This is a genomic window from Klebsiella sp. JB_Kp031, assembly GCF_040064295.1.
GTDB classification, from domain to species: Bacteria; Pseudomonadota; Gammaproteobacteria; order Enterobacterales; family Enterobacteriaceae; genus Klebsiella; species Klebsiella quasipneumoniae.
The window spans coordinates 101,976-125,429 of record NZ_JBEAJW010000043.1 but is presented as its reverse complement, the minus strand read 5'-3'; the positions used below and the strand labels follow the sequence as shown (position 1 = coordinate 125,429).

22 protein-coding genes, 3 tRNA genes and 1 pseudogene are annotated in these 23,454 nt (G+C 55.1%); 8 read left to right on the top strand and 18 right to left on the bottom strand.

The genetic code is table 11. The features are described 5' to 3' along the window. The first annotated feature begins 345 nt into the window (after nt 1–345). Nucleotides 346–774: a universal stress protein UspC gene (gene uspC / locus ABLV64_RS25165; RefSeq protein ID WP_348843109.1), complete on the top strand. Its 429-nt coding sequence runs from the start codon at nt 346–348 to the stop codon at nt 772–774. A gap of 23 nt (nt 775–797) precedes the next feature. Here uspC and otsA read toward each other — a convergent pair whose 3' ends face one another. The 5 genes from otsA to ABLV64_RS25140 all read right to left on the bottom strand — a co-directional run bounded on the left by otsA (nt 798) and on the right by ABLV64_RS25140 (nt 6,697). Further along, complete coding sequence (otsA, locus tag ABLV64_RS25160) at nt 798–2,222, bottom strand: alpha,alpha-trehalose-phosphate synthase (RefSeq protein WP_004203435.1); 1,425 nt, start codon at nt 2,220–2,222, stop codon at nt 798–800. Then, nucleotides 2,197–2,985: a trehalose-phosphatase gene (gene otsB, locus ABLV64_RS25155; protein ID WP_004203436.1), complete on the bottom strand. Its 789-nt coding sequence runs from the start codon at nt 2,983–2,985 to the stop codon at nt 2,197–2,199. The genes otsA and otsB overlap by 26 nt, the downstream gene beginning before the upstream one ends. A 161-nt stretch (nt 2,986–3,146) precedes the next feature. After that, on the bottom strand, nt 3,147–4,127 hold the full coding sequence (gene araH, locus ABLV64_RS25150) for an L-arabinose ABC transporter permease AraH (RefSeq protein WP_348843117.1): 981 nt from the start codon (nt 4,125–4,127) through the stop codon (nt 3,147–3,149). Nucleotides 4,128–4,141: 14 nt separating this feature from the next. Then, nucleotides 4,142–5,656: an L-arabinose ABC transporter ATP-binding protein AraG gene (gene araG / locus ABLV64_RS25145; RefSeq protein WP_043520582.1), complete on the bottom strand. Its 1,515-nt coding sequence runs from the start codon at nt 5,654–5,656 to the stop codon at nt 4,142–4,144. Between the two features lie 60 nt (nt 5,657–5,716). Then, nucleotides 5,717–6,697, bottom strand: coding sequence for an arabinose ABC transporter substrate-binding protein (locus ABLV64_RS25140; RefSeq protein WP_004203441.1), 981 nt, complete (start codon nt 6,695–6,697; stop codon nt 5,717–5,719). An 892-nt stretch (nt 6,698–7,589) separates the two neighbouring features. Between ABLV64_RS25140 and ABLV64_RS25135 the strand changes: the two genes are divergently transcribed. After that, nucleotides 7,590–8,099 (top strand): non-heme ferritin-like protein, encoded by a 510-nt coding sequence (locus ABLV64_RS25135; RefSeq protein WP_032425947.1) that lies wholly within the window; start codon nt 7,590–7,592, stop codon nt 8,097–8,099. 103 nt (nt 8,100–8,202) lie between these two features. Here the strand turns inward: ABLV64_RS25135 and ABLV64_RS25130 are convergent. After that, nucleotides 8,203–8,337: pseudogene (locus tag ABLV64_RS25130) on the bottom strand (succinate dehydrogenase). A 65-nt stretch (nt 8,338–8,402) separates the two neighbouring features. Here ABLV64_RS25130 and ABLV64_RS25125 point away from each other — a divergent pair. After that, nucleotides 8,403–9,914 carry an MFS transporter gene (locus ABLV64_RS25125; RefSeq protein WP_004203444.1) on the top strand — a complete coding sequence of 504 codons (1,512 nt, stop codon included), beginning with the start codon at nt 8,403–8,405 and terminating at the stop codon, nt 9,912–9,914. A 37-nt stretch (nt 9,915–9,951) separates the two neighbouring features. Here the strand turns inward: ABLV64_RS25125 and ABLV64_RS25120 are convergent, their stop codons facing one another. Further along, complete coding sequence (locus tag ABLV64_RS25120) at nt 9,952–10,203, bottom strand: DUF2766 family protein (RefSeq protein ID WP_004203448.1); 252 nt, start codon at nt 10,201–10,203, stop codon at nt 9,952–9,954. 147 nt (nt 10,204–10,350) lie between these two features. On the opposite strand from ABLV64_RS25120, the gene ABLV64_RS25115 reads away from it, so the two are divergent. Continuing rightward, the gene (locus tag ABLV64_RS25115) at nt 10,351–11,772 is read left to right on the top strand and encodes an MFS transporter (RefSeq protein ID WP_117038533.1); all 1,422 of its coding nucleotides are present in this window, start codon (nt 10,351–10,353) and stop codon (nt 11,770–11,772) included. Nucleotides 11,773–11,809: 37 nt separating this feature from the next. Here ABLV64_RS25115 and ABLV64_RS25110 read toward each other — a convergent pair whose 3' ends face one another. Continuing rightward, the gene (locus tag ABLV64_RS25110; RefSeq protein ID WP_004203450.1) at nt 11,810–12,448 is read right to left on the bottom strand and encodes an RpiB/LacA/LacB family sugar-phosphate isomerase; all 639 of its coding nucleotides are present in this window, start codon (nt 12,446–12,448) and stop codon (nt 11,810–11,812) included. Nucleotides 12,449–12,590: 142 nt separating this feature from the next. On the opposite strand from ABLV64_RS25110, the gene ABLV64_RS25105 reads away from it, so the two are divergent. Beyond that, nucleotides 12,591–12,800: a hypothetical protein gene (locus ABLV64_RS25105; RefSeq protein WP_048295836.1), complete on the top strand. Its 210-nt coding sequence runs from the start codon at nt 12,591–12,593 to the stop codon at nt 12,798–12,800. Between the two features lie 57 nt (nt 12,801–12,857). Beyond that, a complete protein-coding gene (gene ftnA / locus ABLV64_RS25100) occupies nt 12,858–13,355 on the top strand; it encodes a non-heme ferritin (protein ID WP_004203451.1) in 498 nt (165 codons plus the stop codon). 36 nt (nt 13,356–13,391) lie between these two features. Here ftnA and ABLV64_RS25095 read toward each other — a convergent pair whose 3' ends face one another. Then, complete coding sequence (locus tag ABLV64_RS25095) at nt 13,392–13,631, bottom strand: YecH family metal-binding protein (RefSeq protein ID WP_004203452.1); 240 nt, start codon at nt 13,629–13,631, stop codon at nt 13,392–13,394. A 191-nt stretch (nt 13,632–13,822) separates the two neighbouring features. Between ABLV64_RS25095 and tyrP the strand changes: the two genes are divergently transcribed. After that, nucleotides 13,823–15,034, top strand: a complete 1,212-nt coding sequence (gene tyrP, locus ABLV64_RS25090) for a tyrosine transporter TyrP (RefSeq protein WP_004203453.1) — start codon at nt 13,823–13,825, stop codon at nt 15,032–15,034. 25 nt (nt 15,035–15,059) lie between these two features. Here the strand turns inward: tyrP and ABLV64_RS25085 are convergent, their stop codons facing one another. The 8 genes from ABLV64_RS25085 to uvrY form a co-directional block, all read right to left on the bottom strand. Continuing rightward, nucleotides 15,060–15,728, bottom strand: a complete 669-nt coding sequence (locus tag ABLV64_RS25085; protein ID WP_004203454.1) for a YecA family protein — start codon at nt 15,726–15,728, stop codon at nt 15,060–15,062. Between the two features lie 98 nt (nt 15,729–15,826). Further along, a complete protein-coding gene (locus ABLV64_RS25080) occupies nt 15,827–16,708 on the bottom strand; it encodes a dihydrodipicolinate synthase family protein (RefSeq protein ID WP_017900232.1) in 882 nt (293 codons plus the stop codon). Between the two features lie 1,486 nt (nt 16,709–18,194). Further along, nucleotides 18,195–18,281: transfer RNA gene (locus tag ABLV64_RS25075), tRNA-Leu, on the bottom strand. Nucleotides 18,282–18,294: 13 nt separating this feature from the next. Continuing rightward, nucleotides 18,295–18,368: transfer RNA gene (locus ABLV64_RS25070), tRNA-Cys, on the bottom strand. 40 nt (nt 18,369–18,408) lie between these two features. After that, nucleotides 18,409–18,484 (bottom strand) — tRNA-Gly (locus tag ABLV64_RS25065). Between the two features lie 150 nt (nt 18,485–18,634). Beyond that, nucleotides 18,635–19,183 carry a CDP-diacylglycerol--glycerol-3-phosphate 3-phosphatidyltransferase gene (gene pgsA, locus ABLV64_RS25060; protein WP_004141115.1) on the bottom strand — a complete coding sequence of 183 codons (549 nt, stop codon included), beginning with the start codon at nt 19,181–19,183 and terminating at the stop codon, nt 18,635–18,637. A 57-nt stretch (nt 19,184–19,240) separates the two neighbouring features. After that, nucleotides 19,241–21,073: an excinuclease ABC subunit UvrC gene (gene uvrC / locus ABLV64_RS25055; protein ID WP_017900233.1), complete on the bottom strand. Its 1,833-nt coding sequence runs from the start codon at nt 21,071–21,073 to the stop codon at nt 19,241–19,243. Continuing rightward, complete coding sequence (uvrY, locus tag ABLV64_RS25050; protein ID WP_002911539.1) at nt 21,070–21,726, bottom strand: UvrY/SirA/GacA family response regulator transcription factor; 657 nt, start codon at nt 21,724–21,726, stop codon at nt 21,070–21,072. The genes uvrC and uvrY overlap by 4 nt, the downstream gene beginning before the upstream one ends. A gap of 461 nt (nt 21,727–22,187) precedes the next feature. Here uvrY and ABLV64_RS25045 point away from each other — a divergent pair, with 461 nt between their 5' ends. Beyond that, nucleotides 22,188–22,412, top strand: coding sequence for a DUF2594 family protein (locus ABLV64_RS25045; RefSeq protein ID WP_004203457.1), 225 nt, complete (start codon nt 22,188–22,190; stop codon nt 22,410–22,412). Nucleotides 22,413–22,479: 67 nt separating this feature from the next. Here the strand turns inward: ABLV64_RS25045 and sdiA are convergent, their stop codons facing one another. After that, nucleotides 22,480–23,202 (bottom strand): transcriptional regulator SdiA, encoded by a 723-nt coding sequence (gene sdiA, locus ABLV64_RS25040; protein WP_004203458.1) that lies wholly within the window; start codon nt 23,200–23,202, stop codon nt 22,480–22,482. Nucleotides 23,203–23,454 lie beyond the last annotated feature (252 nt).

Sequence of the window (23,454 nt, the reverse complement as noted above, 5' to 3'; positions counted from 1 at the left end):
GATCCTGTGTCTTTTTTAAGAGAACGCCGACAATCTTTCCGGATTTGCCACCGGAAGGGAGTGGGTACCTGGCTACACTAAAAGCAGTGAAACGACGTTACCTTTGTGTTTTTGCCACGGAAGAACCGCCGATGGCAAAATGACAAAGAGACGACGTCTCAACTTCACTCATTTATAAAACAGCATTTCTTTTAAATAAAAAGCTAGGTTCATTTATGTGATCTTGTCGGGGAAACACGGACTGGCGAAGAGCGTCGCAAATCACGGGAGCGGCCCTTGCGTAGCCGGGTAAACAGGAGTAAAGAAGGAAAGAAAGGGTTATTCCGCGTATCTCAAGGAGGCCAGATGCCTTATTCACATCTGCTGGTTGCCGTCGCGCCAACGCCGGAGAGTCAGGTATTAATTACAGAAGCGGTGTCAATTGCCCGCCCCGTGAACGCGAAAGTGAGCTTTATCACCCTCGCCACGGATCCGGAGCTGTATAACCAGTTCGCCGCGCCGATGATGGAAAATCTGCGCGAGGTGATGCAGGAAGAGACGCGTGATTTTCTCAACGAGCTGGCGCGTCACGCGGACTACCCGATAGAAAAAATGACCATCGCCTGCGGCGAACTGGGCCATCATATTAAGGACTTCTGCCGGTCACACCAGGTCGATCTGGTGATCTGCGGCAATCATAATCATTCCCTTTTTTCGCGCGCCACCTGCTCGGCGAAAAATATCGTCGGCAGCTGCGGCGTCGATGTCCTGCTGGTTTCCCTTGAAAAGGGCTAACGCCGGTTAGCCCTTTTCCTGAACTAGGCCAGTTTAGGGAACGTGGCTATCTTCCCCCGCAGGCGGCTCTCCTCGCTGCGCGGCGAAATATGCTGCAGATCGTCGACAAAGCGCGCCTGCCAGTTATGAATATCATTTTCTCTGATCACATCCAGCATCGCGGAATGACGGGCAATACGTTCCGCCAGCGGCATGCTTAGGGCGCGATCCAGCGCGGCGGCAACCTCGTCGCGATCGTAGGGATTGACGATCAGGGCGCTGTTCAGCTCCTGCGCCGCGCCGGCAAACTGCGACAGGACCAGTACGCCAGGGTTATCCGGATCTTGCGCCGCCACGTATTCCTTCGCCACCAGGTTCATGCCATCGCGCAGCGGCGTCACCAGCCCAACGTCAGAGTAGCGGAAGACCTTCATCAGCAGCTTACGGTCAAAATGCTGGTTCAGATAGTAAAGCGGAGTCCAGCCAAGCTGGCCGAACTGGCCATTGATGCGTCCGGCTGCGGTTTCCAGCTGGTGGCGGATATCCTGATAGGCCTGCACATCGCCGCGGGACGTCGGCGCGATCTGGGTATAACGGATCTTACCGTGATGCTGAGGATACTTTTCGAGCAGCGTCTCATAGGCGAGGAACCGCTCCGGCAACCCTTTCGAGTAGTCAAGGCGCTCCACCGAGAAGATATTCTTCACGTTTTTGAGCTCGTTTTTCAGCTGGACCAGCTTCGGCGGCAGCGGACCTTTGGCATTGCGCGTAATCTCGTCCGGATCGATCCCTATCGGATAAACCTCGGTGCTAAACGCTTTACCCCACGCCTGATAGCGTTTGTCTCCGAGGTCGGAGAGTCGGGTCTGCATGGCTATGCTGTCGAGAAAGGCGGTTCTGTCGCTTTCAGTCTGGAAGCCCAACAGATCGTAGTCGCACAGTTGCTCCAGCAGCTCAGCGTGCGGCGGTAGCGCGTTAAAAATCTCCGGCGTCGGGAAAGGAATATGCAAGAAGAAGCCGATGCGGTTGTTGACCCCGCGCTTGCGCAGTTCGCTGGCGAAGGGCAGCAGATGGTAATCATGGATCCACAACGTATCATCTGGCTCGATCAGCGGTAGAAGCTTGTCCGCCAGCATGGCGTTAACTCGCTGATATCCCTCCCAGGCTTCGCGCTGGAAGCTGACCAGATCAAGACGATAGTGGAAGGCCGGCCACAGCACGGCGTTAGAGAACTGGTTGTAGTATTCATCATGGTCACGTTCGTTAAGGTTGAACGATGCCCATGAAATATTTCCGCGGGAGACCTGCTTCAGCGGCTGCTGGTCATCGCCAATTTCGCCGCTCCAGCCAAACCACAGACCCCCTGCCGCTTTCAGTGCCCCCAGGATGCCGACGGCCAGACCGCCAGCGCTCGATTTTTTATCGTCCGGTAAGGCGATACGGTTAGAGACTACGACTAAACGACTCATGGTCATCCCTCCTTTCGGTTTGCGCGTCATACGCCAGATGTTGCAACCACGTCCTTACGGCGGCGGCATCCGCCAACCGCCAGTGCGCCTGAGTTTCCCCGGCGCCAACTTTTATCGACATTCCCTGCAGTTGATTCACCACGCTGAATCCCGCCTCGTCGGTCAAATCATCGCCGACAAAAACCGGTTCGCGACCGGCAAACGGCGCTTCCTGCATGAAGGCAGTGATCGCCTCCCCTTTGTTGACACCGCGGGGTTTAATCTCCACCACGCACTTGCCAAGCTGCAGCGCCAGCAGCGGGTAGCGCTGAACAATGCGCTGCGCCAGCTCCAGCACCGCGGTCTGCTGCTGCGGGGCCTGACGGTAGTGCAGCGCGAAGGCCATCTCTTTACTCTCCAGCTCGCACCCGGGGAGCGCCTGCAGCGCCGAGCTCAGCTCAGCCGCGATTTCATCGCGCAGGGCCGATGGCAGAGAGACAATATAGGTTTTACCATTGATATCACGGCGCTCGGCCCCGTGAACGCCGGCCAGCGGTAGCCGCCAGGGATGGGTCAGCGCGTCAAGTTCAGCCATTGAGCGCCCTGAAATCAATGCCACCGCCCCGCCCTGCTGCCGGGCCAGCGCGTTGAGCGCCTGCAGCGTGTTGTCGGGTATCACCACCTGATCGGGGTGCGGCTGGATATCGGCAAGAGTACCGTCGAGGTCAAAGAAAAAAGCGTAGTTTCCGGTTAGCGCAGGCGGTACAGATATCTGGTTATCCACCCTGTTTCCTCCTTATCATGGCCAGCCGAAGCTGGTTGTTAATTATATGTTAGCCATGTAAGTATAGACAGTGTGACCAACCTCGCCATTTTTGATAGATACCGCCAGCGAAACGGGCGCTGGCGGCAATTACTCTGTAGACTTAAAAGTTATGCCTGAAATCAAGCCGCACGTTTGGCTTTTTGTTTGTAACGGTCAAAGATCACCGCCGCCAGCAGGATGACCCCGCGCACGACGTATTGCGAGAACGGCGAGATGTTAAGCAGGTTCATCGCATTTTCCACGGTCCCGAGGATCAGGATCCCGGCCACCACGTAGGAGATCTTGCCGATCCCGCCCTTCAGCGACACCCCGCCCAGCACACAGGCCGAAATAACAATCAGCTCATAGCCAATCGAAGTCATCGGCTGGCCGCTGGTCATTCGCGACGCCAGGATAATCCCCGCCGCGGCCGACACCAGACCGGAGAGCACAAAGATAATAATCTTGGTGCGCACCACCGGAACACCGGCCAGACGCGCCGCCTCTTCATTGCCGCCTATAGCCAGCGTATTACGGCCAAAGGTGGTTTTGTTTAGTAATAATCCGAAAACCACCAGGCAGGCGACCGTCAGCCAGATCGGCGCCGGCAGACCAAACCAGTTGGCGTAACCGAGGGTGAAGAAGCGCTCATCTTCGATCCCCACCGCTTTACCGTCGGAGATAATGTAGGCCAGGCCGCGGACAATCTGCATAGTGGCCAGCGTGGTGATCAGGGCGTTTATCTTCAGACGGGCAATGACAAAGCCGTTGACCAGGCCACTGACTGCCCCCAGCAGCAGACCGGCGGCAATCCCCAGCCACAGGCTTTCGCTCAGGTTAATCACCACCGCGGTAGTGACCCCGGCACAGGCGATAACCGACGCCACCGACAGGTCGAAATCGCCGGAGGCCAGGCAGAAGAGCATGCCGCAGGCCACCATCCCGGACATCGAGATCGCCAGCCCCAGCCCCTTCATATTGACGAATGAGGCAAAGTTAGGCACAAAAATTACGCAGCCGATAAACAGCACCGCAAACACCACCAGCATGCCAAACTGATCCCAGATACGGGCGAAGCTAAAGGCAGAGCGGGTAGCGCCGGTCGTAGTCACTGATGACATCATTTACTCCTTACTCAGGCGACAGCCTGACTCACTTTTGGCATCGCAAGGCTTAACGCCTGCTGTTCATTGGCTTCTTCATGCAGCAGTTCGCCGGCGACTTGCCCTTCACGCATCACCACGATGCGGTCGGCGACGCCCAGCACTTCCGGCAGGTCGCTGGAGGCAAATACCACGGCGACACCGGCGGCGGCGAGGCCATATATCACGTTGTAAATTTCATGTTTGGCGCCGACATCGATGCCGCGGGTGGGCTCATCGAGCAGGATCACCTTCATCTCTTCCGACAGCCAGCGGCCAAGGATCGCTTTCTGCTGGTTGCCGCCAGACAGGTTCATGATCAGCTGTTCCGGGCCCGGCGTTTTAATGTTCAGCGACTGGATATGCTGATCGGCGTTGTCCGCCTCCCAGGCGTTGTTGATCAGGCAGCCGGCGTGGATATGCTTGCGCCGGGCGCTGATATTGATATTGTCGCGCACGGAGTGAACCGGAATAATCCCCTCCGCTTTACGATCTTCCGGACACAGCATCATCCCGGCCTGGATGGCCTGGGCCGGTTTGCGGATGTCGACGGGCTGGCCATCGATATACACCTGACCGCCGGTGATCCGCGTCCCGCCGAACAGACCTTTCATCAGTTCGCTGCGCCCGGCGCCCACCAGCCCGAACAGGCCGACGATTTCGCCACTGCGCACCGAGAGGCTGACCGGCGTGCGCACGCCCGGGGCTTTGACCTCCTCCAGACGCAGCCGCTCTTCGCCATAGGGACGAGGTTTCCAGCCGTAAATATCACCCAGATTGCGCCCGACCATCGCCTGGACCAGCGCGTCGTGGCTGACGCTCGACATATCGTCAAAGGTGCAGACGTAGCGACCATCCTTAAAGACGGTGATGGCATCGCTGAGGGCAAAAATTTCTTCCATCCGGTGTGAGACATAGATGATGACCCGCCCCTCCTCCCGTAGCTCGCGGATAACGCGAAACAGATTGTCGATCTCCCGGGCGGAGAGCGAGCTGGTCGGTTCATCGAAGGCGATAATCTTGGCATTACGCGCCAGCGCTTTGGCAATCTCCACCATCTGCCACTGGCCTATAGAGAGATACTTCAGCGGCGTCTCCGGGTCGATATCCAGCCCCAGATGCTCCAGCTGCAGACGGGCCTCATAGTTGAGCAGCGAGCGGTTGACGATGCCGCCTTTGTGCGGCAGCTGGCCAAGATAGATATTTTCGGCGACGGTCATCTCCGGGATCAGATGCAGCTCCTGATAGATAATCGCCACGCCGGCGTTGAGCGCCGCCATCGTATTAGTGAACGCCATCTGCTGGCCGCCGATCTGCAGGTGGCCAGCGGTGGGGGTGTAGTTACCGCTGAGAATTTTCAACAGCGTCGATTTGCCTGCGCCATTTTCGCCCATCAGCGCGTGGATCTGTCCTGGGTAGCAGTCAAAACTGATATCGGACAAGGCCTTTACGCCAGGGAACGTCATGGTGATGCCGCGAAATGAGAGATAAGGGGTAGACTGTTGCATAACGACTCCGCTCTTCTGCACTCAGCCCCCGCCGCGGCGGGGGCCAGTTCAACCGGGCTGTTACAGCCCTTTTTTCGCCAGCTCTTCTTTGAAGTTATCGCGGGTAATCAGCACCACATCGGTCACCGCAGTGAACTTCGGCGGCTCAACGCCCTTGGTGACCCAGTTGTAGAGCATTTCACTGGTTTTATAGCCATGGATGTCCGGGCTTGGCAGCAGGGAGCCATAGAAGCCGGTCGGCTGCGCCTTCGACAGTTCGTTGACGGCATCCACGCCGTTGATGCCAATACCAATCACATCCGGCGCTTTAAAGCCCTGCCCTTCTGTGGCACGCACGCCGCCAAGCACAGTGTTATCGTTCATCCCAACGATCAGCCAGTGTTTCACCTGCGGGTGCTGGACCAGCATTGAGTTACCGGCGTCAAACGCCCCCGGGATATCGTTAGATTTTGTAGGAACGCGGTAGATTTGCGCTTCCGGGAAGCCGGCCGCCTTCAGGGCATCGATGGAGCCGGTGGTGCGACGACGGGCGGTGTCCAGCTCATCGGCGGTGATGGCCATCACCGCAGTGTCTTTGACATCCCAGCCGCGTTTCTGCATTTCTTTATACAGCTCCTGTCCCTGGCGGGCGCCAATTTCGCTGGCCGCCATCATCACCAGCGGCACGCTCTCCATCGGTTTACCTTTGGCGTTGACGAACTGGTCATCGACGGTAATCACCTTCATGTCATAGCCGCGTGCTTTAGCGACTATCGCCGAGCCGAGCTTAGGATCGGGGGTACAGATGACAAAGCCCTTCGCGCCGCTGGCCGCCAGGCTATCGATGGCGTTCAGGGTTTTCTCACCATCCGGTACCGCTATTTTAATGACGTCAAAGCCTAAATCTTTTCCTGCTTTATCAGCAAATTTCCACTCGGTCTGGAACCATGGCTCTTCCGGCTGTTTCACCAGAAAACCTAATTTAAGGTTTTCCGCCATAGCTGATTGTGACATAACCGCTGCGAGACCAATGGCCGCCAGCGCTTTAGTAAATTTGTGCATGGTAAACTCCAGCTTTAATTCGCTTTCATGTAGGGAAAAATCGGAATTAACTTTTTTATCAGCATCAAAACAAGGCATTAGAAAAATCGCATCCCCTACTGCCGTTGTTAGAGTAGTAATACCCGGAAATTATTTCTCCATACGAGAGCATTATCACATCGCGGAATTACAGTAATTGCGTACATAGATTTAGCAAAAAAAGACATAAAAAAAGACATAATTGTCATACAATTTAACCAGTGAATAGCAGGATCATCTATACCACCAGCAGGCTTATCCTTGTGATGTCAGTGGGTGTTTAACAGAGGGTTACGGCACTGTTATAACCAGCGGCTAAGGGGGTCGCAGCGGCGGTCGACTGCCCGCCGGCGCTGTTGTGCAACAGACGCGCGCCGCCAGTCCAGCGTCGGCCGTTTTATATCGCGATAAAACGGATCTTTTGCGTAATTTATTCCGAATTGATAAAAGATATTCCCGCTGCATAGAAAAGCCTGCAACAAAAAATAAAAATAATTATCATCACAACGAAACATTGCCCTCTGAAATAACTTATAGCTTTGAGTTATACGATGAATCTCGTAGTCAAATATCTATAACTTATACCTGACACACCGCACCCACGCCCCAGCCTGAGCCGCAATCCCACTGCATGTCGTCATGCAGGAATAATGGTGTAACAAAACGTAAATTATCCATCTTGAGAGTTTTCTTAATCGCATTCAGCGAGTATTCTTAAATTGTCGGCAAGTGGAAAAATTACCCGACTCATACGGAATGTGTAGAGTTTTATTATTCTGCAACAGTGCAGCGCGTCACTCTTTTATCCTGTTGTTTGCTCCAGGAACCGTTGACGCGCACCAGTAACCCCTTCCCGGTTAATAAGGATATTTTTATGGCAGTTCCAGGAATGGCACAAAAGCTAAACACCCAGATGAACCTTGAGTTCCACGCCTCTAACGTTTACCTGAACTTAAGCGAGTGGTGTGCCCGGCATCGCTTCGACGGCGCCGCGACATTTCTGCGCAACCGCGCGCAATGCAGCATCACCCTCACCATGCGCGTATTTGACTATCTGAAAAAAGCCGGCAGCTGGCCGATAGTCAATCCCGACCGCGCCTGTAATCCCGAATGTACCTCGCTGGAAGATCTCTTTACCCAAACCCTGGTCGATTACCGCCAGCGGAGCAGTATGCTGAGCGGTCTCGCCGAGGAAGCCAAAGCGCAGAGCGATGACAACACCTGGCGTTTTCTGACCCGCCTGGCGGAAGAGCAGCAGCAGGATGGGCTGCTGCTGCAAAGCGTGCTCGAGGAAATTCGCAATGCCGACAAAGCCGGGATAGGTATGGAACAGACCGATCGCCGTCTGATGACCCTCGTCGGAGCGTCACAGAACCCCCACTAATCAGACGCGCCGGGCCTTTCTCGCCCGGTCAGGGGGAGCGCGTTCGCGCTGCCCCGCCCTGTTTATTAATCCGTTCTTGCTATTCTCCCCTGCTATTTATTCCTCAAACGAATAAAAAAGTTTTAACTCGATCCCATTCCCTCGTCACCGTTACCCCTTAGGGGGGATTAGTGAGCGCGGTCACTTTTTGTTGAGTCATAAAGAAATATAAAAACACTGTTTCAAAAATATAAAACACGAGGTTTATTTTTTATGGCTAGATACACGGCTTCAGCCTCTGAAGGGCTGCAGGGAAGACCGATCTTGTTACGCCATCAGTTAGCCTACGGCGGCGGTAACCTGTTAGGGAGTGGCGCACTGGCGATAAGCGGAGCATGGCTACTCTATTTTTATACGACCTTTTGCGGCCTGACGCTGATCGAGGCCTCATTTATCTTCTCCGTCGCCAGCATCATCGACGCCATCAGCAACCCGCTGATGGGCTATCTGACGGATAATTTTGGCAAAACGCGGTTAGGCAAGCGCTTTGGACGTCGGCGCTTCTTTTTGCTGATCGGCATTCCTCTGATGCTGTTCTACCCGCTGCTATGGGTAGAGGGCCTGAGTTTCTGGTACTACCTGTGTACCTATGTGGTGTTTGAGATCATCTATACCTCCATCATGGTGCCCTATGAGACGCTGGCGACAGAGATGACCGATGATTTCTCGCTACGCTCAAAGCTCACCGGCTATAAAGCCATCTTCGGCAAGCTGGCCAACTTCCTCGCCGCGTTTATTCCCGGACAGTTCATTCTGCTGTACGGCAAAGATTCCGCCACCCCTTTCTTCCTCACCGGGCTGACCTATGGCGCGATCCTGATCGTCGCGATTACCTGCCTGTGGCTGTGCAGCTGGGAGCGCGAGCGTGCGGAAGCCGTGGATACCAGCGCGAAAAAGGGGCTGCTGAGCACCCTGCTGTCGCTGGCGAAAGACATGCGTTCCACCTTTTATCTGCGCGTGTTCCGCAAACATCTCGGTATGTACCTGTGCGGGTTTGGCGCGGAATGGCTGTTTGCCTCCATCTTCACCTATTTCGTGATATTCGTTCTGCAGCACGATCCGGCAATGGTGGCCGGGCTGAACAGCCTGAACTCGATTCTGCAGCTGATCTCCACCGCGCTGTTTATCGGCCTGTGTGTGAAAAAGGGCTTTAGCAAACCCTATATCCTCGCGCTGGGGATCGTGATTTTCGCAGTCCTGCTGTATACCTCGCTGTGGTTCTTCCATCTGCCGTCAGGCCTGGCGACAGTGCTGATGTTCGGTATTACCGTGCTGTTCGGCCTGGGGACCGGCGGGGTTTACTATATTCCCTGGACCGTTTACACCTTCCTCGCCGACGTCGACGAAATCTACACCGGACGGCGCCGGGAAGGCATCTATGCCGGCGCCATGACCTTTTCAGGGAAAATTCTGCGCTCGATTGTGGTGTTTTCGATGGGGGCCATCCTGAGCTTTTACGGTTTCCAGTCAAAAGCGCACAGCCAACCGGAAAGCGCCGTGACCGCCATCGCGGTGGTATTCTGCGTCGGTGTCGTCGCCTTAGCCCTGGCCGCCATCGTCTTCAGTAAGCAGATGAAACTGGACCGTAAAGCTCATCTGGTGGTTCTGCAGGAAGTCGCGCGGATTAAAGCTGGCGGTAAAATCAGTGATATTGCGCCGGAGGTGCGGGCAATCGTTGAGGATCTGGTTGGCCATCGCTACGAAGAGTGCTGGGGCAACAGCAAATTGTTTAAAACCGCTGAGCCTGCGCCAGTGCAGACCGTGGTTTCTCATTAAAGAAAAAGGCCCCGGCGGTAATCCGCGGGGCCGGTTATTAATGCGTTTCTTCCTGCGGGGTAAACTTCAGCTCAATCAGGGCAATCGCTTTTTGCACCGCGCGAAGCGTCACCGGGTCGGCAGAAGCCGGGTGGCTGGCGAAGTCGATGGCTTTCAGCTGACTGGTCATTTTTTCACGCACTTCCACCGGCGCGATGACGTCAATCACGTCGAGGATCTGCTTGATAACCAGCTGGCAGGCAACCACATCAGAAACCAGCTCGTCGTGTTCGGTAAGATGTTGAGACATTAATTACTCCTTTTTTCAGGAGCGTAATAGTACCCTAAATCGATAACGATAATAAAACCTGCCGCGGCAGGTTTTTTTCACCACCCGAGTGGCTGGCGGCGCCTCTGCTGCCGCTTTGCCGAGGATCCTCTTGATGGCAGCGACAACATGAACACCGCGATCTCTTCCGGTAACGAACGTGCCTTTTCAGCCCCGGCGCTGCTGGTGGCTGGCGCCTTTTTTATGGAGTTTCTCGACGGGACGGTGATCGCTACTGCCCTGCCCGACATGGCGAGAGATTTTGGCGTCACCGCCGTCGAGCTTAATATCGGCATCAGCGCCTATCTGATAACCCTCGCGGTGCTGATCCCGGCCAGCGGCTGGATCGCCGATCGCTTCGGCGCCCGGGCTATCTTCACCCTCGCTCTGGCCATTTTTACCCTTGCCTCGATCTTTTGCGGCCTCTCCAGCGACGTGCATACCTTTGTCGCCATGCGTATCCTGCAGGGGATCGGCGGCGCGCTGATGGTCCCCGTCGGCCGTCTGGCGGTACTGCGCACCACGCCGAAACACCTGCTGATCAAGGCCATCGCCACCCTCACCTGGCCTGCGCTGGTGGCCCCCATTATCGGCCCGCCTTTGGGAGGGTTTATTACCCGCTACGCCAGCTGGCACTGGATCTTCTTTATCAATGTCCCGCTGGGCGTTGCGGCGATTATCCTGTCGCTGCGCATCATTCCTGATATCCGCGAAACGGAGCGGCGCGCCTTCGATATGACAGGATTTATCACGACCGCGGTGGCGATGGTTAGCCTGGTCACGGCGATGGAACGGCTCGGCGATCGTCAGCCGCAGTTCTGGCCGACGCTGGCCCTCGCCGCTCTGGGCTTCAGTTGTCTGTTATATTCCATTCGTCATTTCCGCCGGGCGGCGGCGCCTATGGTTCGTCTCGACGCCCTGCAGGTGCCGACGTTCCGGGTGACGATGTACGGCGGCTCGCTGTTCCGGGCCTCCATCAGCGCGGTGCCCTTTCTGCTCCCCCTGCTGTTCCAGGTGGGGTTCGGTATGGATCCTTTTCACTCCGGCCTGCTGGTGCTGGCGGTATTTGTCGGCAATTTAACCATTAAACCCGCCACCACGCCGCTGATCCGCTGGCTGGGCTTTCGTCGCCTGCTGTTGATCAACGGCGCGCTGAACGTCTGTTCGCTGCTGGCCTGCGCGCTGCTCACGCCGCAAACCCCGGTCTGGGCGATCATGCTGATCCTTTATCTCGGCGGGGTGTTTCGCTCTGTCCAGTTCACGGGCGTGAGCACGCTGGCCTTTGCCGATGTCCCCGCCGCGCAGATGAGCGATGCCAATACCCTGTTCAGTACCGCGTCGCAGCTGGCGGTGGGGCTGGGGATCACGCTTGGGGCGATCGGCATTCGCCTGGGGGAACAGGTCGGCGACTGGCTGCACCTTTCCGCCGTGCCGGGGATCAGCTTTCGCCTGGCGTTTGTGTTTATCGCGGTGATCTGTCTGGTGGGGATGATCGACAGCCTTCATCTGGCTAAAACGGCAGGCAGCAGCGTGTCGGCGAAGAAAACCTGAATGATGGAAGGGCCAGCGGCGCTGGCCCTGATAACGATTACCCGACGATCTGACGGACGAACGCTTCGATCGCTTTATCCTGGCAGTTTTCGAAGAAGCACTGCTGGAAGCGAGGGCCAGAGACCGCAGTTTTCACCAGCTCCGGATCGATGGCGCGCAGGGTGTCGAGATAATTTTCTTTGACTACCGCCGCTTTGACCTGGTTGAGGATCCCGGCATTACGCACCTGCGGTTCTTTGCGCTCCGGCGGATAGCCTTCCCCGTTACGACCGGTAAAGGCTTTTTCAAAGATAAAGCGCACATTCAGCTCGGCGCCCCACCCGAAACCTTTGGCAAACGGCAGCGACAGCGCGTTACCGTTGTTGATCTGGGCAAACAGGAACGCGTCCGCCGGGTCGATACAGTAGCCGCAGACCACGCCAGGATGGATGTTCAGCGACATCAGTGCTCCCTGGCCGGTACCGCAGCCGGTGACCACGAAGTCAACCGCCTTCGAATTCAGCAGGATGCTGGCCATGATCCCGAGGTGAATATAGGTCAGATGATGATCGTTCTCATCGCTCATACCGACGTTAAAGACCGGAAATCCTTTTTCGTCGGCAACCGCGTTAAGCTCCTTGAGAATGATGGCGTTTTTGTTCGCCTGGCTGTTCTCCATCATCAGTGCAATCTTCATGGTTTACTCTCCTGAATGCTGTGCGGGCCTGCCCGCAGAATGTCATTGGCGTTGACTGCACTCTACTACCTGGAAAACAAACTTTCAAATTTTATGAAAAGTTGTTTTAAAAATTACGCAGCGCTTCACACTTTCACCGCCTCTGCCGCTCAGGTTACCGTGTCGCCCCTCATCAGGACCACTCCGCCTGGCGCTCCCCACCTGGCAACCCGCAGAGGGCGTCGTTTCGCCTCCGCAAAAAACTAATAATAAATTAAAACCATTCTCATTTATTATTAAATTGCCAATGCGTGTTATTCCCATTAGCATTTTAAATAAATTCTTTTTAAATTTACTTTTTGCAAATAATTAAATAACAAATTATAGTGGCAGCCGATAACATCTATTTTTTAATTCCAGGAGCGCGACGATGCTGAAAACGGAAATGATCGACAAACTGAATGAACAGATGAATCTTGAACTTTATTCTTCTCTTCTTTATCAGCAGATGAGCGCCTGGTGCAGTTACCATAGTTTTGAAGGGGCTGCGGCCTTCCTGCGTCGCCATGCCCAGGAAGAGATGACCCATATGCAGCGCCTGTTCGACTATCTGACCGACACCGGCAGCCTGCCGCGCATCAACGCCATCGCCTCCCCGTTTGCCGAGTATGCGTCACTGGATGAACTGTTCCGCCAGACCTATGAGCACGAGCAGCTGATCACGCAAAAAATTAATGAACTGGCGCACGCGGCTATGACCAGTCAGGATTACCCGACCTTTAATTTCCTGCAGTGGTATGTCGCCGAACAGCATGAAGAAGAGAAATTATTTAAATCGGTAATTGACAAACTGACCCTCGCCGGGAAAAGCGGTGAAGGTCTGTACTTTATCGACAAAGAGCTGGCCACTCTCGATACGCAGAATTAATTGCTCGCGCCGCGACGCTTCTCCGTCGCGGCATTTTTAATGCTGGCAAATCTTATTTTCTGCGGTGGTAAACCCTGTCGCTCTGGCAATAAATTTACCTTTTTGCTCTAAAAACGCCACCAGCTCCGCAGCGCTCAGATTTTCCGCCGAACAGGTGTGAAAGCGCGCCTCTGCGCCAAAGCGACGGTGTATGGCCGCCTCCAGCGAAGCTGCCGTCCAGCACTCCCCCGACGCCAGCATCATCTGCAGCACTTCATGACCATGAATAGAAGACATAACCCCTCCGGAAAAAACGTCAGCTTAGGCCAGACCGGCGGCCCGCGCCTTGCGCCAGCGCAGGCTTTCGCCCTTTCGAATTCGTAAAGTTTTGATTACACTGCTTGTAACCCTGATTTGACGAAAGACGCAATATCCCCTACTCTGCGCGGCATAAATTATTGTGATTTGCTGTAGGGATAGCGAAAAGCGTGAAGAACCGCACTCTGGGCAGTATTTTAATCGTAGCCGGCACCACAATCGGTGCAGGAATGTTGGCAATGCCATTGGCCGCCGCAGGCGTCGGGTTTACCGTCACGCTGGGTTTACTTTTCACCCTGTGGGCATTGATGTGCTATACCGCCCTTTTGCTGCTGGAAGTCTACCAGCATGTCCCTGCCGATATGGGGCTCGGTTCTCTGGCGGCGCGCTATCTGGGCCGTTACGGACAGTGGATCACCGGGTTGTGCATGCTGTTTCTGTTATACGCCCTCACGGCGGCCTACATCAGTGGCGCCGGCGAATTACTCGCTTCCAGCCTCAACCAGTGGCTGGACTGGCAGCTGCCGCCGGCCGCAGGCGTACTGATCTTCACCCTGCTCGGCGGGGCGGTGGTGTGCATTGGCACCGCGCTGGTCGACCTGTTCAATCGCTTCCTGTTTAGCGCCAAAATCGTCTTCCTGGTGATTATGCTGGCCCTGCTGATGCCGCACATTCATCAGGTGAATCTGCTCACGCTGCCGGTTGAGCAAGGCCTGGCGCTGTCGGCCATTCCGGTGATCTTTACCTCCTTCGGCTTTCACGGCAGCGTGCCGAGCATCGTCAGCTATCTGGGGGGCGATATCCGTAAACTGCGTCGGGTGTTTATTATCGGCAGTTTTATTCCGCTGGTGGCCTATATTTTCTGGCAGCTGGCGACGCTGGGCAGTATCGACGCCCCAGCCTTTACCGCCCTGCTGGCGCAACATGCCGGTCTGAACGGTCTGCTGGAGGCGATCCGCGAAGTGGTAGCGTCACCGCACGTGGAGCTGGCAGTACACCTGTTTGCCGACCTTGCGCTGGCGACCTCCTTCCTCGGCGTCTCGCTCGGGCTGTTTGATTATCTGGCCGATATGTTTCAGCGCAAAAACAACGTCAGCGGGCGTCTGCAGAGCGGGATGATCACCTTTCTGCCGCCGCTGGCGTTCGCCCTGTTCTATCCCCGCGGCTTCGTCATGGCCCTGGGCTACGCCGGGGTGGCGTTGGCCGTTCTGGCCCTGATGTTACCGGCCATGCTGGTCATGAAGAGTCGCCGACTGCATCCGCAGGCCGCCTGGCGGGTGGCCGGCGGCGCCCCGGCGCTGTGGCTGGTCCTGCTGTGCGGGATCGGCATCGTGGCGATCCAGTTCTGCATCGTCGCCGGGCTGTTACCGGCGGTGGGATAAAAGAAGGGGCCAGCCGGCCCCTTTTTCATTTCGCTAAGCAACACTGCTTATACTTTTTACCGCTGCCGCACGGGCAGGGATCGTTACGTCCGACTTTCGTCTCATTTCTTACCGGCTGCGGGACCACCTCCGGCTGCGGATTCGCCATCCAGTACTGGTAAAGCGCCAGCGCCGCCGGGGTGATACGCTCGATACTGGCGATAAATTCATCCGCCGTCAGATTATCCAGCGCGGAAAACTGTTCTTCGCTACCGTGAAGCGCAATCGCCTCCAGCTCAGGCTGAAGTTCAGCGGGCAGCGTCGACCAGTCGCTCAGCGCCACGCCGCGCAGATAGCCAAAACACCACTCTTCAACGATGGTCAGCTCCTGACCTTCCGCTTCGCGGGTGCCGAACAGCGGTTCGAACTGATCGGGATAAGACTCAAGCCGTTCGGCGATATCGCTCATATGCTGCAGCGTCAGATTGACAAAGCGATCGCGCTCGCGGTCGTTGGCCCAGCGTGGCACGTTATCTGCGCCACCCCAGATCGCCAACAGCCACTGGGCGGGTTCAATAGCGGTGGGCGCCGAGAGGATCGCCGTCAGCAGGCCATCCAGTTCAGAGACATCCAGAATAGCGCCTTCGGTGGCGTATTTCGCCAGCGTCTCGTCCAGCCATTCCAGTTCGTTTTCGTTTAAGGGTCCGGTATTCATTCACAGGCTCGCATGGTAAAAATCGGGCCTACAGTAGCCGAAATGCCGGCAGAAAGCCACCCGGCTGCGCCCATTGCGCCTGCGCCGACCCGACACAATCAGGCCAGCCCTTGTAGCGCCGCCGCCACGTCGCGACAGGCCTCCTCCCCTAACGGCAGCAAGGGGCGGGGAAGCGAGTCAGGGTCGCACAATCCCAGGATGGCCGCAGCGGCGGCGATCACCCGCAGGCTGCCGCCGTAGCGGTCAAAGCACCGCCAGAGGGGCGCCAGTTGCTTATTCAGCGCCGCCACCTGTTCCGCGTCGCCGTGACGGATGGCTTTTACCAGCGCCAGTGAGATCCGGGGAAAGAGTCCGCCGCAGACCGAGTACCAGACCTCACAGCCGGCCTGCAAGCCCGCTGTCGCCCGGACGTCACCGCTCACGCCAAGCGTGACGCCGCAAGGCAGATGACGACGCAGCGCCGCCACCCGTTCGCTGGCCTGTGGCGCGGGCAGACCGGGAATTTTAATCGAGGCGATGGCCGGTAAGGCGGCAATGCGCCCCTGCAGCTCATCCGATAACGTCACATGGGTGGTACGGGGATTGTCATACAGGCAAACCGGCACCGAGGCATGCCGGCAGACCTCCTCGTAAAAAGCATAGATCTCCTCCGCAAACAGCGGCTGATAGGACATCATCGGCAGGAGCAATGCATCCGCCCCGGCCTGCTGGGCATCTTCCACCAGCCGCAGCACCTCGCTGGTGGCGATGGCGCCGACGCCGACCATCATCGGGGTCGACCCGGCATGCGCCTTCGCCACCTGCACTACCCGCTTGCGCTGCTCACGACTGAGATAAGCGTAGCTGCCGGTTGAGCCTAAGATGCCCAGGGAGTCGACTCCCGCATCGGTAAGACGAGCAAGAATACGAATAAACGCTTTTTCATCGATATTTTGCTGATGCAGCGGCGTCAACGGAAATGCGCAAAGCCCTGTGAACATGATGCCTCCGGCAGGCTGGGAGAAGTGTCCGGACGATAGTAGCAGGGAGAGATCGTTTTGTCCTGGGACAAATGAGCGATTGCCGGTGACAATGGAGTGGTTCTCCACTACGTGGCGATCCTATTCGCGATATTGCCGCTGTCAGCCCAGACATCGATAGCCACCAGTTTCTGCCGAGGATATTCAACGACGCCGTTCCCTGCAGTCGCTATTTTTTGCTGCATTGCCAATCTTGAATCAATTTGCCATAAGACCGCATGATTGATGTTGTTATATATAAGCAGCAATTAAATAAGGTACCACTACGGCTTCAAATGGATAAAAAATGGCAGATGACATCCAGGAAAAATATCTAAAAATATGATTAATAAAGTCAACGTATAAAATATTACTGGGTCGACCTGCAGATCCTGACGGTCCTGAAAACTATTATCACGCAACTTCTGACAAGCCGCTTGCAGAATCAGCGCAACTTCTTAACGCATCGCTGATAAACAGTGACGAGTTCATGGGATTAACAACATCCAGAATGGCATTCGAGAATATGTGTCTCCCGCCACATTGTGTATCAGGGACGGAGACTCAAGAGCGGTTGGCTGTAAAGCACATTGTGTCGCCAGGAAGCCATTGTTTAACATCGCGGACACTGAAAAAATTCAATCTGAAAACACCTCTCTGCCTTTTGACTGGATTTTTTCCTGCCCCGCGATGGTCATCGATTGCCTGTGGGACGAATTTCACCCATCGCGATCCCTCGAACCGTTTAGGCGTATTACGTCCGGGCAGTAAAGAGGTTCAGGAACATATTAAAAAGCGCGGATGGCAAGCTTTTTGTCATTTGCTGCAGAGAAGAGTTCAATCTTGTAAAGGTGCCACCGGCATTAGTCGCCGAACTTGCTCAGCATACGACGAACTTCTATCTGTTAGCTTTTTCACTGCGGAAACCCTCTCATATTCAACTGGAGAGCATCGCTCCTGGGGACAATTATTCGCTATATCGTTTTACCCCGGAGTCTGAAGAAAAATTTACCGGCAAATTCCCCTCGCTTACGGATGAGATGGTATTTATATCGACAGTACTTTCTTTCAACCTCGAACTATAGAGACGGTTTCAACGCCGGTCCGCTGTCTCGTCTTGTACCCAATCGCTTCCTCCCTGCTGGCCTGGGGGAGCGAGATCGTCCCGAACGTATAATCACCCACCCGTTAAGCGACCCGGACCTGCTTCACTACGGTAAGCTTCTATGCCAGAAGTCTGTGCCAACCACAGACCTTGACTTCAAGCCTCTCCTTGCCCGGAGTCAGAACGCCATACCGTATCTCCAGGCGCAGGCTTAGCCAGTGACAATAATTCGGGTGTAGCGCAAGATGGACAAGAGAAACAGGATGACATGTCGTGATGAAGAGGGATTTAAAAACAAAAAAACCACCCGTAGGTGGTTTCACGACACTGCTTATTGCTTTGATTATTCTGCTTTTATCCCAATGGTACCCGGAGTGGGACTTGAACCCACACAGCGCGAACGCCGAGGGATTTTAAATCCCTTGTGTCTACCGATTCCACCATCCGGGCTCGGGATATAAAGTGGAGGCGCGTTCCGGAGTCGAACCGGACTAGACGGATTTGCAATCCGCTACATAACCGCTTTGCTAACGCGCCTTTGATACTGAAGCACCCGCCTATGCCGATGCTATTAATTTGGAGCGGGAAACGAGACTCGAACTCGCGACCCCGACCTTGGCAAGGTCGTGCTCTACCAACTGAGCTATTCCCGCATCATCAAGTTATTTGCTAATCACTTGATTTTGTTATCGTCTGGAAGACTGTGCCGCCGTTCGATGCGTTGCATTCTACTTATCTCTCGCGGTGAGTCAACGGTATTTTTCGCAACTTTGCATCGTTTGCTGAAAATAACGGCGAAACGATCACTGATCAAGCAAATCGCCGCGCGCCGCGTTCAAATATTGCAGCATCGACCACAGCGTCAGCACCGCCGCCACGAGGAAAAGCGCGATCCCTGCCCATTCCACCCACGGATAAGGACGCCACAGCATCCACACCAGGGCGGTCATCTGCGCGGTGGTTTTTACTTTGCCAATCCACGAGACCGCCACGCTGCTGCGTTTTCCCAACTCCGCCATCCACTCGCGCAGCGCGGAGATAATAATTTCCCGGGCAATCATCGTCGCCGCCGGCAGCGTGACCCACCAGGTGTGATAGTGCTCAGCGACCAGCACCATGGCGATAGCCACCATGACTTTATCGGCCACCGGATCGAGGAAGGCGCCGAACCGGGTACTCTGGTTCCAGCGACGGGCGAGGAAACCATCAAACCAGTCGGTCACAGCGGCAACAAAGAAAATCAGCGCGCAGGCAAACGGCGCCCAGCTAAAGGGCAGATAAAACGCCAGCACAAAGAACGGGATCAGGATGACGCGGAACAGAGTAAGCAACGTAGGGATATTAAATTGCATAGTGACGGGTAACTATCTGTTGTAAGTAAAAATTAGCCCTATGTTGCTACAGAGCCCCTAATGTTTCAACGAGTAGAAGATCTTTTCTGCCAGAGCGTGAGAGATGCCCGGTACTTTGGCAATTTCTTCGACGCTGGCCTGCTGCAGCCCCTGCAGTCCACCCATGTACTTCAGCAGCATCTGGCGACGCTTCGGCCCCACCCCCTCGATAGTCTCAAGCGAGCTGGTGTTCTTCACTTTCGCCCGTTTTTTGCGATGGCCGGAGATTGCATGATCATGCGATTCATCGCGGATATGCTGGATCACGTGCAGAGCCGGCGAATCCGGCGGCAGGCTAAACCCCTCGCCTTCCGGCTCAAAGAATAACGTTTCCAGGCCGGCTTTACGATCGCTACCTTTCGCCACGCCCAGCAGCAGCGGATGATGTTTATCCCAGGGGACGTCCAGCTCCGCAAATACCGCTTTCGCCTGCGCCAGCTGCCCCTTGCCGCCGTCTATCAGGATCACATCAGGAATCTTGTTGTCATCAATCGCTTTGCCATAGCGACGGCGCAGGACCTGATTCATCGCCGCATAGTCATCGCCCGGGGTGATGCCGGCGATATTGTATCGCCGGTACTCCGCGCGCAGCGGACCATTGCTGTCAAATACCACGCAGGAGGCGACAGTCTGTTCGCCCATGGTGTGGCTGATATCAAAGCACTCCATCCGCTTCACCGCCGGCAGCTCCAGCACGGAGGCCAGCGCCTGCAGACGCTGATGAATGGTCGATTGCTGAGACAATTTGGTGGTTAACGCCGTCGCGGCATTGGTGCGCGCCAGCTTAAGATAACGCGCCCGGTCGCCGCGCGGCTTGGTCTGCACATGGATTCGACGCCCCGCCAGTTCTGACAGCGACTCGGCCAGCAGCGTCTTATCTCCGAGGTTAAAGTCGAGCAAAATTTCCCCCGGCAGCGTGCGCATCTGGCTGCCCTGCAGATAGAACTGGCCGACAAAGGTCTCGACGACCTCGCCCAGCTCGGTGCCGCCAGGCACTTTCGGGAAGTAGCTGCGGCTGCCCAGTACTTTACCCTGGCGGATAAACAGTACATGGACGCAAGCCATGCCGGCATCGAAGGCAACCCCGATCACGTCAAGATCGTCGCCGGTGTTAGAGACAAACTGTTTCTCCGTCACGCGGCGGACGGCCTGAATCTGGTCGCGAATGCGCGCCGCCTCTTCAAACTCAAGGTTCTGGCTCGCCTTCTCCATCCGCGCGATGAGCTGAGTCAGCACCTGGTCATCTTTGCCGGCAAGAAACAGCCGCACATACTCCACCTGCTGTGCATACTCGTCTTCACTGACCAGCCCCGCCACGCACGGCCCGAGGCAGCGGCCAATCTGATACTGTAGACAGGGACGGGAGCGATTGCGGTAGACGCTGTTTTCACACTGACGGATGGGAAAGATCTTCTGCAGCAGCGCCAGGGTCTCGCGCACGGCATAGCCGTTGGGAAAAGGACCAAAATACTCGCCCTTCGCATGTTTGGCGCCACGATGCATCGCCAGACGCGGATGGGTATCGCCACTGAGGAAAATAAAAGGATACGACTTATCGTCGCGCAACAGCACGTTGTACCGCGGCTGGTACAGCTTGATATAGTTGTGCTCAAGCAGCAGCGCTTCCGTCTCGGTATGGGTGACGGTCACGTCGATTTGCGCGATCAGCGCCACCAGCGCTTCCGTTTTACGCGACGCGAGGTTGCTGCGGAAGTAGCTGCTGAGCCGCTTTTTCAAATCTTTGGCTTTGCCAACATAGATGACGGTTCCGCCAGCATCATACATCCGATACACACCGGGCTGGCTAGTTACCGTTTTCAGGAAAGCTTTTGCGTCAAAAACATCACTCACTGGCTTGCTAACGACTCCGCATTACACAGGCCATGGCGAATTGCCAGGTGGGTCAGCTCGACATCGCCATGAATGTTCAATTTGCTGAACATCCGATAGCGATAGCTGTTAACCGTTTTAGGACTCAGATTCAGCTGCTCTGAGATCTCATTCACCTTCTGACCTTTGGTGATCATCAGCATAATCTGCAATTCGCGTTCAGACAAACTGGCAAACGGCGATTCTGTTTTTTCCGGTTCAATCTGACTTAACGCCATTTGCTGAGCAATATCAGAGGCAATATAACGTTGCCCTGACGCGACGCAGCGAATCGCATTCACCACTTCCTGTGGCGCGGCGCCCTTACTGAGATAGCCTGCCGCCCCCGCCTGCATGACCTTGGCAGGTAAGGGATTCTCAGTATGCACGGTCAACATGATCACTTTCGTGCCCGCTACCGAGCGCGCAATTTTGCGCGTCGCTTCCAGACCCCCGATCCCGGGCATGTTCATGTCCATCAGGACGACATCGGCGGAATTAGCCCGGCACCACTTGACGGCGTCTTCGCCGCAGCAGGCTTCGCCAGCGACTTTAATCCCTTTTATATCTTCCAGAATGCGTCGTATCCCTGCGCGCACCAGTTCGTGGTCATCAACAAGAAGAACGTTGATCAAAGGAATAATCTCCAGAATGAGGGATAACGCTACTGATACTTTATCTCCCACATATTACCGGGTTTTATTGCTATTTTAAAAGGCAAAAAAATGCCCTCGCCTCGATTTGGCTCTCATTTATGGCAATGTCTGTGCACACTCAGTGGAAAGTCATTGCGAACAGTCGGTTGCACGAGTCTTATTTTTTAACAATCCCCATACAGAAGGCACAAAAAACACAACAGATTACGTAGCGCATAAATACGAAGCTAAATATGTAACAATTATTAACGTACTAAATAGATAGTGGCAATTATTGGCCTGACGATGGCTATTACGTCTTATCTGAAGCATAAAACCATTCACAGCTCAGATGAGAGAACAGAAATTAAGCACTCCTTTTTTTTCTGTCGCTTGTGGTATACTGCGCGGCCTTCACATTGAGTAGAGCGCAATAGCGCAGCGAGTAAACGAGGATATCGATGAGCACACCAGATTTTTCCACTGCAGAAAATAATCAGGAACTGGCGCAGGAAGTCTCCTGCCTGAAAGCGATGATGACGCTGATGCTGCAGGCGATGGGCCAGGCAGATGCGGGTCGCGTGATTATTAAAATGGAAAAGCAGATCGCGCAGATGGAAGATGAGGCTCAGGCCGCCGTATTCTCCAGCACCGTTAAGCAAATTAAACAAGCTTATCGGCAGTAATCCTGTACCGGCTGAAAGTATGACTGACAGCCGGTATCACGTCTGGCACGCAGAACGGCAGGCGCCTTCAGATTAACCCTGTCGCCACAGCGTAACAGGCAATTTGCGTTTTATTCGGCGCGTTAAATTTCCGTTGCATATTCTTCTGATGGAAATTGACCGTATTTTCCGAAATCGAGAGAATCATCGCCACCTCCGCAGAGGTCTTTCCTTCCGCGGTCCATTTGAGGATCTCCAGTTCGCGCCGGCTGAATTTCATCTCCGGCGGCATCACCATCTCATCTTCAAGACGCAAGAGCGTCAGCAGGCTCAGCTCCGTCAGCGTTCGCAAGCGCAGCTCCAGCTCATCTTCAGCATAAGCGTTCGGCAAACGGTTGTTCGCGGAGACGGAGAGAAAACCCTGAGCATGATTCGGCAACGTCAGGCACTGTGTCACCCCTTTTTGCAGACCATGGTCGCGCGCGCCGTCCCATAACGCCTGCGCATCGCGAAACAGCCCATCTTCCCACGGCAGATGGCCACGCATAAAATTCTCCGGGCGTAATACGGGATCTATGGCGAAATAATTCTCTGCCTGGTAATGAGACATCCATGCGCGGGGATAGGTCGACTGAAACGTGACGCGGGGGCGAGTGAAAGGCACCGGGTGACGCACACAAAGCGTATAGAAATCATATTCCAGCGTTTCTGTTTCTCGTTGCAGGAGATTATAAACCTCCTGAGCGGCGGCCATGGACTGAAATTGATGCAGCATATCCCGCCGCCAGCTGAAAAAATCATTGTCCCTCATAGCTGTGCAAATAACTCCTGATTGATAATCATTATTATAAATACAGAAAACTAACACATAAATCTTATTTATATGTATAAAATATCGTAGCTGTCGCATTTATTAGCCTGAAGACTTGCCTTTTCCCAGTTAGCTGCGCTGAAACTAAGGCCCCTCCCTTCATTTTCTACACCCTACAAGGGGGGATGGGAAGCGGTGTATACGGCCAGGGGAGTAAATAGCACAAAGACGTGACGATGGGGTGTTACCCCA